Origin of the sequence: Novipirellula sp. (assembly GCF_041583735.1) — a bacterium.
In the GTDB taxonomy this organism is placed as follows: domain Bacteria; phylum Planctomycetota; class Planctomycetia; order Pirellulales; family Pirellulaceae; genus Novipirellula.
Genome location: NZ_JBFHFD010000168.1, coordinates 1 through 14,414 on the forward strand (window position 1 = coordinate 1; position 14,414 = coordinate 14,414).

Below are 14,414 nucleotides of genomic sequence, written 5' to 3' on the forward strand. Positions count from 1 at the left end.
CACAATTCATGGCCCCTTCGTCTAGCGGTCCAGGACACCGCCCTTTCACGGCGGTAACACGGGTTCGAGTCCCGTAGGGGTCACTGATACACATAAAACCCTGTGGTGAGAGCAACGTCTCGAAGCCACGGGGTTTTTTCGTTGTCAAGAATCTTGTCGAGATTCCTGGCAAGCGGAAAGGAGGACAGGAGAAGGGGCGTCCCTTAAAATTTTTGGACGAACCTCAAAAGAGCAACAAAGCTCCTCTTCTGAACTCGGCAAAGTATTGCTAAACTAAGCGAAGTTCTACCCCGTGGTGTAATGGTAACACTACTGATTTTGGTTCAGTCATTCAAGGTTCGAGTCCTTGCGGGGTAGCTGACGTTCCCAACATGTAACGTCCCAAGTCATCAAACGCCCGCAACCTGCGGGCGTTTTTCGTTTCAGGGTGCTCGGTTTAGGGTATTCGGTGCATTGCTCGAGATCGACACCGATGGAACCACCTTCGGATTTGTCGCGGTTACCGTCACCGTTGCTGATAAATTTAGGCCCTACCTGCGACAGCCCTTGCGACGGATGAAAAACCGTCAATCGTGTCCAGCTCGTCTGGACTACAATATCGGCTGATCCCTCTTCTCTTTCCGGACGCCTCTCTACGGACGACCAAGATGAAACGACGGCAATTTCTGGGTGCGAGTGTCGCGATGTCGGCGGCCGCTTTGACACCACGGCTGGTTTTTGCGTTGGATAAAGACAACGTCTACCGAAACGCAATCGGGATCCAGTTGTACACCTTGCGGAACCAAATCAAAGACGATGTTGCCGGGACATTGAAGGCCGTCGCCGATGCGGGTTACAAGCAGGTCGAACCGTACGGGTTTCCCAATGCGAAGCCGATGATCGATGCCGCTCGTGACAATGGACTTGCCCTTCATTCCTCGCATTTCGAATGGGATTCGGTGGTCAATCCCGATGACAAAGGAGTGCCGCCATTTGCCGAGATTTTGCAAAAGGCCAAGGATGCCGGGCTGACTCATTTGGTGGTTCCTTACCTAGCCGATAAAAATCGCACCACGCTGGACGACTATAAAGTCACCGCAGATCGCTGCAACAAGGCGGCCGAAGAAGCTCAGGCGGCGGGGATCCAATTGGCGTACCATAACCATGCGTTTGAGTTCCAGCCAATGCAAGGAGGCCGGTATGGCTATGAAGTGTTGATGGATGAGTTTTCGGACGCGATGAAATTTGAGATCGATATCTTTTGGGTTCAGCTCGCTGGTCACGATCCTGCAAAGCTCATTCGCAAACTGAAAGGGCGTGTGTCGCAGTTGCACTTAAAGGACTTGAGCAAACAAACGCCTGTGCCGACCTACAACGGGGTGGCCAACGAGGCCTTTGAAGAGATCGGAGACGGAGTCATCCCAATGGAACCGATTTTTAAAGCGGCCGCCGAGGCGGGCGTGGTCCACTGTCATGTTGAGCAAGACCAGTCGCCCGATCCGCTGGCAAGCATCCGTCAGAGCATGGCATACCTAAAAAAGATGTAGCCCAAACTCGCACCGTGCATTCATCCCGCCGCGGAACTTGTCGAGGGTTTCAGCCCGATCACGCTTGATTGAAATCCACGCACGAATTCCGCGACCGATTTTGGGGCGACGTCAGGCTAGCTGAAAACTAGCCGGTGACTTGTGCCGCCATGCTGACGTCAGCTGGTTGGACGCCGATGCGGCGGAGCATTGCTTTGCCGCGTAGCGTTAAATCGGTGATGAATTGGAACTGGTCTCGGCCGTCGATCGGGTAGGCTTTTAGCCGGTAGTGCGTGCCCCAAGGTTTTTCGGCCGCCACCACGAGAATCGGCTTGTGCAGTTGCAGGTAGGGGCTCGCCAAGGCCACCTCGCTGAGCTTTTGCTTTACCAATTGGCCATCGTGATCGGGATGCAAATAGAAGTCGGCAACGCACATCAGTTCTCGTTTGCCGGTGTTGTTGTTGTAGATCGCCGTGGACCATATTTTGCCGTGGGGCACCGCGACCACCGTGTCATCAGGAGTCACGATCTGAACGGTTCTCAAGTCAAGCGATCGGACTTCGCCGTAGGTATCATCGATCCGCACCCAATCTCCGTTTCGATAGGGCCGTTCGTACAACGCCACCACGCCCGCAATCAAGCTGCTGGCGTAGTCCTTGAAGGCAAACCCTAGTGCGACGGCCAAGGCACCCGAGATCGCCAGCAAGTTTTGAGGCGTGGGGTAAATGAATAGCGGAATGATGTAGGCAGCCACAAACAGCAGCATCACCGCTCGCAAAATCGGTTCCCAAGGCAGGATCCACAAGCGAAATCGATCCGGCACCCGTTCGGCAAGTCTGGGGACAATCCATTTGATGATCCAGGCCAATGTGAAGCCTGCGGCAAGCACGAAGGTCGCCTCAAATAAATGGATTTCACTCCATTCGCGGAGGATCCGTGTCACCTCTTCTTGCGATGCTGTGGCGTCGGGCATGATGAATGGCTCCTAAGCGAACGCCAAAGGGTGGGGGTCAAAATGCATCGGTTAGAAATCCTTCGCTTTGCAGGTCTCGCCGGACCATCGGGTACGCGACCAAGTGCACTCGCAATATATCGCTCTGTTCGTCCAGAATGCGTGCCCTGCACAGTTCGCTCACGCGGCGATGGATTTCATCCCGTGAAAACGGCAGGATTGCGGCAAGCGAGGCGAATGAAAGACCGCCATGCAGCAGCACCGCATGCAAAACAAAGCGGTGCATGCGGTCACTATGGATGGGGAATTGCGGCGGCGTGAGTTTGTCGGGCGAGACGACCCACAGAAGCGATCCCGGTTCACGAGCGAGCGCTGACGACGCATCGCTGTTTGGGTTAAGTGTGCGGAGGCATGCATTCCAATTTGCCCTTGCCACACCAGGGTTACCTCGCGAGTTGACCGCCAGACTGTTCAAAATATCGGATCTTCCGCTAGGCAGCGTGGATCGTTCATGCTCGTTTGAATCACCCGTGTCCCGCAGTTCGGGGTAAAGAGGTTCCTCGTTGCTGGTCCGCCGGAACTCGATTCGTTCCACCGGCAACGTGTGGCGAAACCAAGCGTCGATGCGGACTGCGTCCAGCGGTGCCAAGGTCAGCGGCGGACCGAGGATGTCTTCGATGCCAATGGCGTGCTGCAGGAAGGCCCAGGCCCAACTGTCACATCCGACCAACACCCGAGTACGACAGGTAATGAACTGCTCGACGAGTTGTCGCACCGGGGACAGGCCATCTTCATGGCGTAAATACCATTTTTCTAAGTGGGGAACGATCAAGATCTCGGTGTTTGTTTCGTTCCCCGTCTCTGCCGCCGCGGAAGCCGGTAATGATGCTTCCCACCGATTGGATGATCCCAATATCGAATTTGGATCGGGGTCGAGAACGGGAAGGGAGGGGAGTTGCTTTTGCTGAGCCAGCACTTGCAGCACGTGCGAGAGGTCGCAGCCTGGCGGACCAACAAGCGGTTGGATCAGCCGAGCGGGCTGTTCCGGATTGAACCAAGCGTCACCGAGTGTATTGACAAGCTCGTTTGCCGCATCCAACCAATCGGGCGCGGGCGAAACCAATTTCAGCAGCTCGTCGGAGGGACGATCCCACTGAGACATTTCATCGTTCGTTTGTGCGGATGTGGGATGCAACGAACGCTGGGCCCAATTCCATGCCCGCCGCAATCGTCCGCGGGCGGCATCGGTCGCAGGCGGTGTCGGGACCACAAAATCGGAAACGGCAATATACGACCAGATCGATTGTGGCTCCTCCATTTCAATGTGCTTTTTTCAGGACCGTCGGACAAACATTTTCGCTCACCTATCTTAGTCGCGATGGAGAGGGCATGCGATAGTCCTCTTGAAGCGTGTCCCCCCGGAGGGGCGGCGCGGTGAAGTATTTTCTCGTAGCTACCTTCGCCACAAGGTGGTGATTGGCCTAGAAATGCTTCACCGTGTTACCCCCGGGGGCGTCCGCAAGGAGATAGCGTCGATCCAGGGGTGTCGAGCTATTTCGTGTTACGGTTGGACTACAGGACTTGCTCGGCGTCCTTCTTGGTCTTGACGTCCTGCAACGAGTCTTCCAGGCCCTGGAAGAACAGGTCACGGCCGGAGTGTCCGTTCAGCTTGTCTTCCTCCGAATCGTCGCTGACAATTAACAGCGAATCGATAGCAGCGACGCGGTTCTCATAAGGCTCGTTCGAGTTCCAAGTGGTTAACAACGCCCAGATCGCTTCCTCGTTCTCGTCGATATTCGTCGTCCCACCGATAAGGACGTCATCGTCGTTGCCTCCTTTGAGTCTGTCTTCGCCTAACCCACCGATGATCAAATTGCGGCCGCTACCGCCTTGTAGTTCGTCGTTCCCTGCGCCTCCTAACAAGACCGCAGGCCCTCGGCCTGCCTTTAATTGATCGTCCCCTGCACCGCCATGAAGAATCGATGGCAACGCGATGTTGCCGGCCATGCTTAGGAAGTCATCGCCGTCGAGCAAATGGGCCACGATTTGACGGACGTCCTGTACGGGCACCGTGACAAAATTTCCGCTGTTGAGAAAGTCCGCATGCACTTTGAGTGTGCCGTTGCCCTGTTGGTTGATTGTGACATGGTCATCGCCAGGGGTTCCGATCACGTACAGCCGATCGCCGACGATGCCGACGCCACTCACCACAGCGGACGTGGTCGCGACAACCGTGCCCGAATCATCGTCGCTCAAAGTGACAGTGATTTCGTAGATACCGGCAGAACCGTAGGCATGGTCCGCCGAAAACGTGCCGTCTGCCTGTACGATGGTCGCCGCTGAATGAGTCCCATCGCCCCAATCGATCGTTGCGGTATGAGTGTCAAGCGGACCGACGTCACTGAAGTCACCAGAAATCGTAACAGCGTCACTTTCTGACGCGGGCTGAGTGAACGTCGCCGTGCCCGAGAGTGATTCGATTGTGGGGATTTCGTTGACTACCGTGATGGTGGTTTCGCCCGTGCCTTGGTCGCCATCGTCATCGGTGACCTGCACCGTCACCGAATAGTCGTCGGACGGCGAATTGCTCGGCGTGTCATCAAGGTACTGGTGTGACGCCGTGAAACCACGCTCACTATCGCGAAGCTGCACCGTCGTTGACGGCGAACCGTCGCCCCAATCGATGACGATGTCGTGCGTGTCCAAGGTGCCCGGATCATCAAACGTTCCTGTCAGGATGACGGTGCCATTCTCTTGAATGCTTGACTTATTGAGTGTCACGGCGGTCACGCGTGGAGCGACGTTTTGAATGTTGACCGTGGTTGTCGCTGCGTCCTCGGCACTTAGCGGATCGATGACCCGCAGTGCGACTTGGGATGATGACGGTCCATCGAGTCCAACGGCGATGTAGGTTGGTCTGGCTCCGACTTCATCCCCGTGCAACGCCGCGGAACCGGTTTCGCCAAAGATACCATCGCCGTCCAGATCCCAGGCGTAAGTCAATGCATCGCCATCGGGATCCCAGCTGCCGGTCCCATCTAAGATAGCCGTCCCGCCTTCGTTCACCGTGTAAGGGCCACCCGCATCGGCAATCGGTGATTGGTTGATCGAGATGTTGCCGAAATCCAAGTCCTGAATCGTTTGGGATGCGAGCAAAGAAACGTGGTGCCCGCCATCCTGAGCAAACCCGCCAAGCCCATAGATCGGAAAGCCTAAGTTTATCGATCGCTGCCGTTGGCCGTGATTGTCAAACGTCACGATCGTATTGGACGATTCCGCAAAACCGAGATAGATTTCGCCATTAAAACCAGTGGCCCCTCCATCGAATCGATTAGCGGTAATGCCGTTGACGAAGCTGCTTGTGACCCGTCCGGTTCGCGGATCAATGAGCATGACATCGGAGGAAGCAGTCGACGCAACGAGATGACTGCCATCGCCTGATTCCCCGAGTCCGCCCTGAAGATTGATACCCGGGTTCAACGAATTGATGTCCAGTCGATCCACAATCGTGTTGGAAGTGGGGTCAAAGACGAGAATGTCATCAAGGACGAAGTCGGATATGTAGATCAGCCCGTTTAAAGCGGCCACGCCATCGTAATTTCCGCTGGGAAGTTGAGTTGTATCACGAACACTGCCATCTTCGGGGTCAAGTTCGAACAGCCGGTCGTAAAGATAGTCGACGTAATAAAGAGTCGTGCCATCCAATGCCAAACCATGCCCGCCAGTATTGGGATTCACAGGAGCAGGAAAGCTGTGGAGAGTCGCACCGGTGTCTGGGTCGAGTTCGATAATCGCGTCTGGAGATGCTGCGACATGGGTCGCGAACAGTCTCGCTTCGGCGATGGCCGGAAACGTTTGGGCGAAACCAGTCGGGACGACTTCACGCACGATATAGTCTGCAGCCGGCAGATCCGCGAATTCATAGTCACCGCTTGCATCCGTCGTCGTTGATCGTTCGTCATTGTTCAAGACACCATCGTTATTTTTGTCTAGGAAAATCGTCACACCCGTCAACGGACCTTCGTCGGGATCGCGTTGCCCATTGCCATTGACGTCTTCAAACTTTGTGCCTTGAATTTTTCCAAGCAAACTTTGGTTCGCAAAATCGATACCGGTCAACACTTGGCTCGGTTCCAGCGTGACGCGATGCGATCCATCGCCGCCGAAACCCGCCAACCCATAGATCGGGAACGCTGGATTGATGCTCCTCAAAAGCCCACCGTTTTCGTCAAGGACTCGCACGTTCCCGTTGCCGCCGAAGCCGACATAGATCTCGTCTTGAAAGCCGGTGACTGCAAAACTTTGACCTGCAGTGCTGTTCATGCTGCCGGTGACGACGCCGGTTGCCGGGTCGATCAACGCGATTTGGTTTGAGGTCGTGGTGACGGCTAACTGCGTGCGATCGCCCGACTCTCCGATACCACCACTGAACGAGTAACCTGGGTTCAAACCGTTTAGATCGAGGACACCGATCGTCCTGTTTGTGACCGGATCAAAGACAAGGATGTCGTCCGCCGCCGTATCCATGACATAGACCAAACCGTCTATCGCTGCGACGCCATCGAAGACGCCGTTGGGAAGCCGGGTCGAATCCCGCACCGATCCGTCGTTGGGATCCAATTCGTAAAGCGTGTCAAATGCGAGGTCGACATAGTACAACGTCGTTCCATCGAAAGCGATGCCATGTCCAGCAGTATTTGTGTTGCCAGGCGCGGTGAAGGAATTCAATGTGTCGCCATTGATTGGATCGAGCTCGACGATCAAATCGGGATTCGCTCCGACGTTTGTGGCAAACAAACGTGCTTCAGTGGACGGAGCGGTTTGCCGAAAATCACGCGGCACGATCTCACGTACGACGTAGTCGCCATTTGGAATCGCGACGAATGCATAACTGCCGTCGCCGGCGGTTTGTGTCGACAATTCACCCTCGTCGAGTGCTCCATTGTTGTTGGTATCGAGATAGATCGTCACCCCGGCCATGGGAACGTCGCCTTGATCTTCGACTCCGTTGCCATTGATGTCCTCAAACTTCCTGCCATGAATTTCGCCCAGCTGGCTTTGGTTGCCGAAGTCCAGCCCGGTCAACGTTTGTCCGGGATGAACCTCCACTCGATGGGCTGAGTCACTAGCCACTGCACCCGCCAACGCCGTCACTCGCTGCCCTACCCGTAACGTTCGCTGCAATAAATTCTCTGCGTCAAAGACCTGGACCGTCCCCTCGATATCATCAAACCCAACATAGATTTCGCCACCCAAGCCAGCCAAGCCAAGATCCCTGCCGTTGACGGCGTGGTGAGTCATCATTCCTGTGACGACACCCGATCGTGGATCGATTAAACCAATTTGCGAAGACGAGCCAACTGGACCAAGCAGTAGATTTGTGCCCTGAGCGTCGGTAAATTCACCCAACCCGCCGAACGGAGCGACATTTGGATTGCCCGCGAAATCAAGATCGCGAACAATCGCGTTCGTGGCGGGGTCGATTACTAGAATCCGCCGCGAGATCAAATCGTTGGCGTAGACCTCGCCGTCGAGCACTGCCAAGCCATCCCAACGTCCGCCGGGCAATTGCCATGTGTCCAGCACCGTACCATCATCGGGATTCGTTTCAAACATTGTTCCTGAGGAACTGAGTGCGTAGAGCGTTTGCCCGTCGAAGGCGAGGCCGTTGGTGTTGAATGAATTGAGTCCGTTAATTGAAAACTTATTTATCAGTGAACCGGTTTGTGGGTCGATCTCACGAATTTCGTTCCCCGGTCCATTAAGAACTGTCGCAAATAGCCGTGAAGTGCCCAGCGTGGGAAACGTTTGCCGATAATCGGGCGGCACCACTTCGCGGATCACATGGCTACCCACCGGGATATCGGTGAACTCATAATTTCCGTTCGCATCAGTGACCGTGCTTGGCTCGGGGCTGCCGTCGCCGGTTAGATCGAGACTGCCGTTGTCGTTTAGATCCAAATAGACAGTCACCCCTGCTAAGACGCCTTCACCCTGGTCGCGCATGCCGTTGCCATTTCCATCTTCGAATTTCAGTCCTCGCACGCCGCCGTAAGGAGCTGTCGTGCCAAAATCGAGATTCGTTAAGGTTTCACTTCCGGCGACGTAAACCAAGTGGGCTTCATCAACGCGAAAGTAATCCAACGCGTCCATCGGCACCGCTTCGGAGGCAACGAAAAACTCTTCCTTGATCGATTGATGGTAAGGATCGATTCGATAGAACAACCGATTCAGTAGGCTCGGGTCCCCGTCGCTGAAACCGCCCGCTTGCAGCAGGAATTCGTTACCATTGTATGCCAATCCCCATCCATTGAGCCCCGCGGTGTCCCACAGCAACGAAGGGGTGCCTGCCCGGTCAAATTGCCAAAACTGGTCGTCCGCGTTGTCAAATGCCACAACCACTCCGCGATCGGAATCAAACGCCAAACTGCTCGTCGCGGTCAGTTCGTAGGTTCCTGGACCCAGCAACGTTGGCTCTCCGGTGGTGCGATCAAATGTCGCTAACTTGTTACGCCCATCGGCCGGGTCATTTACGATGCCGTAGATCGTGTCGGTGCTCGGGTCGTAGGCCAATCCGAATGCGGCATTGGATCCAATTTCCCCAATCACCGTGTGCTGGTTGGTGCTGAAATCCACCGAGAAAAAACGGTCCGGATCAAAACCCTGGATCGCGAAAAACTCGCCGTCATTGGTTCGGGCGAGCCCGTGCAACGAGTTGCGCGAAGGCGGGCTCAGACGACGCACATCACCATTTTGCGGATCGATTCGGGTGGATTGCATCGATCCATTTCCACCCGGAATATAAGCGAATCCGTAGTAGGCGTCGTCGAACAGCGGCGTGGTCGTCACGGTGTCCTCGGGCACAACTTGACGTACGATATACTCGCCCGTATTTAGGTTTTCAAAGGTGTATTCGCCGTGGGAATCGGTTTGGGTCGATGCTTCACCGCCATCGTGTTGACCGTTGTTGTTTCGATCGAGGAAGACGGTGACGCCGCTGCGGACATCTTCGGTCGCATTTCGCACGCCGTCACCGTTGGCATCATGGAAACTGATTCCCGTCAACGACGCGAGCATCCGCCGGTCTTCGAGTTGTTCCGCCAGGAACGCGCGTGATGTTCGGCGACGGGTTAGAGAATGATGACTTTTACGTGAAGATTTTTGGAACGATGCCGAAAGGAAGCGAGCAAGCGAACGAGCGGACGACGGCATCAGTTAATCCTCTATAGAGATAAACGTTTTATGTCTTGGGGTTGCACCTGTGTGTTGGGGGAGGAATATATCGGCGCTGGAGCGCGATGTCAAATTTTTGCGACACCTCTGGAAATGTCGCTATATTGATGGCGAAAAAATTGAGTGTGAAGGCGAATCGTGAAAGACAAGTTGTGACGCGTGATGTCCGGTGAAGACGGTTGTGGCAAGTTGGCAACTACTTGTGGCGACATCCGTTCGCACGCGATTTTTCCGATTGCAAAATAGGCGCATAATCTCCGGTTCCACGCATTGGGAACAGACAACCTGTCCCTTATTGTCAAAGATCTGAATCGAGACGGGCAAGCGTTCTTTGTACTTCGAGTCGGTTTGAAAATGGATTTGGACCTCGTCGATTCGGCAGTCCCGCTGCAGATCGGTTTCTCACCATGGTGATATTGCCTCGCTGTCATCGGCCCGCAGCGTGGTGGAGGGCCAGCAATTGCACTGAAGCGTTTTCGCGGGCTGTCGCGTATTGACGCGAGCCACCGATTTAGCATTCAAGCGGGCTGTCGGTCACGCGGCCAATACGAAACCAAAGGCTCCCCGAGCGTAATGGTGCTCGGTAGCCAGATGAACGCGAAGCAAGAAACCGTGCCGCGTCGCATGATATCCGTCTTGACGACAGTTGTTTCAACGTGTATTTTTGCCGCATGGCTAAATCGTCGAAAAATACGGCTGTGGCGGCAGCGAATCGAACTTTCGATTCCTTAGAACAAGAAGTCTTCTTGAGCTTGTGGCGGACCTACGATCGTCTCAAGACGCTGGAGGATGACGTGTTCGGACAGGTAGGCTTGTCTGCCCAGCAGTACAACGCCTTGCGACTGTTGCAGTCAATTTACCCCGATGCGATGCCAACGTTGGTGTTGGGAAGTCGGCTGATCTCGCGTGCTCCCGACATGACTCGCCTGCTCGATCGTTTGCAGCGTCGAGGACTACTGAACCGTGAGCGGAAATCCGAGAATCGCCGTGTGGTCGAAGTCTGTATCTCTGAGAAAGGCCTCCAGCTGCTCGACCAAATTCACGATGCGGTCCAGGAATGTCATCGACAACAGTTGGGGCACCTGAACAAGAAGGACTTGCGTCAGTTGGCCAACTTGCTCCGGCAAGCCCGCCAACCACACGAGAATCCCAACCACCTATCGGTCGCCGATCAGTAATGACGCACACGTTTTGATGCGTCGGACATTTATTAGGATAAAATTGTGGCAAACCGTCAGTCTCCCAGTGTCGTTGTGATCGGTGGTGGTCCCGCCGGTGCAACCGTTTCGACTTTGATCGCCCAGCAAGGCTATCAAGTAGAGCTTCTCGAACGCGAGCGGTTTCCTCGCTACCATATCGGCGAGTCGCTGATTCCAGAGACCTATTGGGTGCTGAAGCGGCTAGGGATGCTCGACAAGATGAAGTCGAGTCACTTTATCAAGAAGCATAGCGTTCAGTTCGTCAGCCCCTCCGGCAGACATTCGGCTCCCTTCTATTTTTACGACAACAAACCGCACGAATGTTCGCAGACTTGGCAGATTCGCCGGAGCGAATTCGACGTGATGATGCTGAAAAACGCAGAGGAACAGGGTGTTGTTGTTCGCGAGGGCGTGAGGGTTCTTGACGTGCTGTGCGAAGGAGACCGTGCTGTCGGCGTGCAAATCCTGGACGAAGCCGGGAATCAAAAGGAAATTCACGCCGATGTGGTTGTCGACGCCAGCGGGCAAAGTTCCATGCTGATCAACAAGTTCAAGCTTCGAGTGCCCGATACGCAATTGAATAAGGGAGCACTCTGGACTTACTACGAGGGAGCCTATCGAGATCAAGGCAAAGACGAGGGAGCGACCATCGTACTAAGTTTGCAAAACAAAAAGGGATGGTTCTGGTATATCCCAATGCACGATGACATCGTGAGCGTCGGCGTGGTGGCGGATTTCGATTACTTGTTCAAGGGCAGAGGGAACCACGAGTCCACCTATTTCGAAGAAATGGAGAACTGTCCCGCAGTGAAAGAGCGGATCAGCAACGCAAAACAAATGGCTCCGGTAAAGGCGACAAAGGACTACACGTACCGGGCCAAGCAAGCTGCGGGCGACGGATGGGTTTTGGTCGGAGACGCGTTTGGGTTCCTCGACCCGCTTTACTCATCCGGGGTGCTGCTGGCAATGAAGTCGGGCGAGCTTGCTGCGGATGCGATTGTCGAAGGCTTGCGAATCGGCGATACCTCTCGGTCGCAGATCGGAAAGTGGGAGACGGGGTACGTCGAGGGGATGAACCGAATGCGGCGATTGGTCTGCGAATATTACGACGGATTCAGTTTCGGAGAATTCATACGTCGCTTTCCACACCACCGCGGCAGTGTCACTGACCTGCTTATTGGCGACCTTTTCAAACCGGAACTTGACCAAGTGTTCCGTGACATCGACTCCATGAAAGTCTCTTAAGTAGATAGACAGTACTCTTTCGGTTTGATAGCCGTTTGGGCCAACGCTGAGAAGCTTTTTTTCCAAAAGGATTGTGCCTCTTTTATGCGTTGCGAAAGTCTCGCGAGACGTTCGTTGCTTGCCGAATACTACGAAAATTTTCCAAGAGTTTCGCTACTTCAAAATCAAGCTGTGACGAAGCTTACTTGGCAAACTGGACGCTGATTTGATCTTCGATGTCGATATTCAGGCCCTTGATTTGTTCGGCGAGTTTTTGCGTTTCGCTTCGCAATTCTGCACCGTGGTACCGATGACTTAAACGCGACAGTTTGTCGACCAATGGCTTTTGCTCCAGCAGCGGCCCAATTTCGATTTTGAAAAGCGTCACTTGGTCTTTGTTATGATAACGGGCATTGGTTTCACCGATTCCGCTTTCCAATTCCACGAACAGTCCCATTCGCGCATCCTTCAAGACTTGGCTCATGAACTTTTCCATCTGTGGACCGGTGATTGAAACCACACTCGGCGATTTTGGCTCTTCGGCAAACGGATCTTTGGTCGCCTGCAGCGGTTGCTGATTTGCATTCGCCTGAAGCTGATGGTCACTGTCACGAGAAATCAACAAGCGGTCGCCCTCAAGCTGAAACCGCGTCCCTTCGACAAGCGAAAATTTTTCATGAGGTCCGGTTTTGGGGGAATCGGCTTCCGTTCCCTCTGCGTCTTCGGCATCCTTTTTGGATTTATGTCCCAGCGCAAACAGCTGATCACTGAGCACTAAATCGTTGACATCGTCAAAGGCAAACACGACTTCAAAACCATTCCAGCCTTGCGGATTGGTCGCCGCCGCCACCGATTCGACTCGCACTCCCTTGCCCAAACGTTCGGCTAACGCCTGCAGTTTTTCCTCCGATGGCAAACCCTCGTTTGGATCTTTCTCTGACGACGTTTCTTGCTTGGAACTGCCGATCGAAAAACCGAGATTGCCCTTTTGATGGTAGCTTCGCACGTGAACCACCCCGCTGCCGTCACGATTAACTTTCACCACCACGGATTCTTCGATGCATCCCACCAACAACAACGTCGCTAGGCACACCAACCCACCGAAAAACAGCTTACTCATAACGAAGCTCCACTGACGAGAATGCGGAAGTCGTCAAGTATAACGCAATCGCAGTGGCTCTGGACTGACAAAACATTCTTTTGACGTGTGCCATCGCCCGCACCAACGATGCGGATGACCAGCTTAGCTGATGATGTCGTGGATCACGGTTCCGAAATCTTGTTCGAGCCGCTTGTGACCAGGGACCTCCATGCGGTGCGAATTGAGACCGAGTTGATGAAGAATCGTGGCATGCACGTCGGTGACATAATGGGGCTGTTCGACGGCGTGGAATCCAATCTCGTCGGTCGCCCCGTGGACAACGCCCCCTTTCAGTCCTCCTCCAGCCATCCAGACGCTGAATCCATAGGGATGGTGGTCGCGACCATCGCTGCCTTGAGATCCTGGGGTGCGACCGAATTCGGTGGCAAACACCACCAGCGTTTCATCCAGCATTCCTCGTTGCTTTAGGTCGGTCAGCAGACCCGCGATTGGACGGTCGACTTGACCGGCCAGTTTGCTGTGCATGTTCTTCAGATTGGAGTGCTGATCCCAAGCACCTGCCGCACCATCGCCGTGCATGATCTGGATAAATCGGACGCCTTGTTCCGTGAACCGGCGAGCGGCCAGTAGCTGCTGGCCGAAATCGCGAGTTTCAGGTTGGTCCAACCCGTACAGCTTATGTGTTTCTGCGGTTTCGCCATCGAACCGGATCACGTCGGGAACTGCGGTTTGCATTCGGAACGCCAACTCATAAGACTTCGTTCTTGCTTCCAGCGCGGCATCGTGTGGGAACCGAGATTCATTCAGCCGGTTAAGCTGGCTGACCAGATCAAACCCCAATCGCTGCTCACGGTCGGACACCTCTTTTTCAGCTCTGGCATAATCCAGCGGATTTTTGGGATCGACCTTCAAACCGACCGAATCGTAAGCCGGCCCAAGATCATGGCCGTCGCGGCGATCAAAAAAACGTGGCCCCATGCTGATAAACTGGGGCAAGTTATCGTTCAAGGTCCCCAGGCCGTAATTGATCCAGGCCCCGATGGTCGGCACGCGTGGATCGAGCATGTGCCGTCCCGAGTGGAATTGCCCCTGAGCGCCGTGTTTGTCGTCGGTCGTCCATATCGATCGAATCACCGAGATGTCGTCGATCGGTGAAACGTTATTAGGAAACCAGTCGCTGATTTCGATCCCACTTTGGC

Annotated in this window: 8 protein-coding genes and 2 tRNA genes; 5 read left to right on the forward strand and 5 right to left on the reverse strand. The window is 54.6% G+C overall.

What is annotated here, in order from left to right:
- Window positions 1-10: 10 nt before the first annotated feature.
- The 3 genes from ABX962_RS14390 to ABX962_RS14400 all read left to right on the forward strand — a co-directional run bounded on the left by ABX962_RS14390 (window position 11) and on the right by ABX962_RS14400 (window position 1,526).
- Window positions 11-83, forward strand: a tRNA-Glu gene (locus ABX962_RS14390).
- 203 nt (window positions 84-286) lie between these two features.
- Window positions 287-357 (forward strand) — tRNA-Gln (locus ABX962_RS14395).
- 290 nt (window positions 358-647) lie between these two features.
- Window positions 648-1,526, forward strand: coding sequence for a sugar phosphate isomerase/epimerase family protein (locus ABX962_RS14400; RefSeq protein WP_372720540.1), 879 nt, complete (start codon window positions 648-650; stop codon window positions 1,524-1,526).
- A gap of 127 nt (window positions 1,527-1,653) precedes the next feature.
- Here ABX962_RS14400 and ABX962_RS14405 read toward each other — a convergent pair whose 3' ends face one another.
- The 3 genes from ABX962_RS14405 to ABX962_RS14415 all read right to left on the reverse strand — a co-directional run bounded on the left by ABX962_RS14405 (window position 1,654) and on the right by ABX962_RS14415 (window position 9,669).
- Complete coding sequence (locus tag ABX962_RS14405; protein ID WP_372720542.1) at window positions 1,654-2,478, reverse strand: mechanosensitive ion channel family protein; 825 nt, start codon at window positions 2,476-2,478, stop codon at window positions 1,654-1,656.
- Window positions 2,479-2,515: 37 nt separating this feature from the next.
- A complete protein-coding gene (locus ABX962_RS14410; RefSeq protein WP_372720544.1) occupies window positions 2,516-3,775 on the reverse strand; it encodes a hypothetical protein in 1,260 nt (419 codons plus the stop codon).
- 254 nt (window positions 3,776-4,029) lie between these two features.
- Window positions 4,030-9,669 carry an SdrD B-like domain-containing protein gene (locus ABX962_RS14415; protein WP_372720546.1) on the reverse strand — a complete coding sequence of 1,880 codons (5,640 nt, stop codon included), beginning with the start codon at window positions 9,667-9,669 and terminating at the stop codon, window positions 4,030-4,032.
- A gap of 692 nt (window positions 9,670-10,361) precedes the next feature.
- On the opposite strand from ABX962_RS14415, the gene ABX962_RS14420 reads away from it, so the two are divergent.
- Together ABX962_RS14420 and ABX962_RS14425 are read left to right on the forward strand one after the other, a co-directional pair.
- On the forward strand, window positions 10,362-10,868 hold the full coding sequence (locus ABX962_RS14420; protein WP_372720548.1) for a MarR family winged helix-turn-helix transcriptional regulator: 507 nt from the start codon (window positions 10,362-10,364) through the stop codon (window positions 10,866-10,868).
- A gap of 45 nt (window positions 10,869-10,913) precedes the next feature.
- Window positions 10,914-12,134 (forward strand): NAD(P)/FAD-dependent oxidoreductase, encoded by a 1,221-nt coding sequence (locus tag ABX962_RS14425; RefSeq protein ID WP_372720549.1) that lies wholly within the window; start codon window positions 10,914-10,916, stop codon window positions 12,132-12,134.
- Between the two features lie 181 nt (window positions 12,135-12,315).
- Here the strand turns inward: ABX962_RS14425 and ABX962_RS14430 are convergent, their stop codons facing one another.
- Both ABX962_RS14430 and ABX962_RS14435 read right to left on the reverse strand, forming a co-directional pair.
- Window positions 12,316-13,233, reverse strand: coding sequence for a hypothetical protein (locus ABX962_RS14430; protein ID WP_372720551.1), 918 nt, complete (start codon window positions 13,231-13,233; stop codon window positions 12,316-12,318).
- Between the two features lie 123 nt (window positions 13,234-13,356).
- A partial coding sequence (locus ABX962_RS14435; protein ID WP_372720553.1) for a DUF1501 domain-containing protein occupies window positions 13,357-14,414 on the reverse strand: 1,058 nt, incomplete at its 5' end.

What these genes read in the sequence shown, in the direction of transcription:
- ABX962_RS14400 (WP_372720540.1), top strand. Translation starts at nt 648, where the DNA reads ATGAAACGACGGCAATTTCTGGGTGCGAGTGTCGCGATGTCGGCGGCC.
- ABX962_RS14420 (WP_372720548.1), top strand. Translation starts at nt 10,362, where the DNA reads ATGGCTAAATCGTCGAAAAATACGGCTGTGGCGGCAGCGAATCGAACT.
- ABX962_RS14405 (WP_372720542.1), bottom strand. Translation starts at nt 2,478, where the DNA reads ATGCCCGACGCCACAGCATCGCAAGAAGAGGTGACACGGATCCTCCGC.
- ABX962_RS14415 (WP_372720546.1), bottom strand. Translation starts at nt 9,669, where the DNA reads ATGCCGTCGTCCGCTCGTTCGCTTGCTCGCTTCCTTTCGGCATCGTTC.
- ABX962_RS14430 (WP_372720551.1), bottom strand. Translation starts at nt 13,233, where the DNA reads ATGAGTAAGCTGTTTTTCGGTGGGTTGGTGTGCCTAGCGACGTTGTTG.
- ABX962_RS14410 (WP_372720544.1), bottom strand. Translation starts at nt 3,775, where the DNA reads ATGGAGGAGCCACAATCGATCTGGTCGTATATTGCCGTTTCCGATTTT.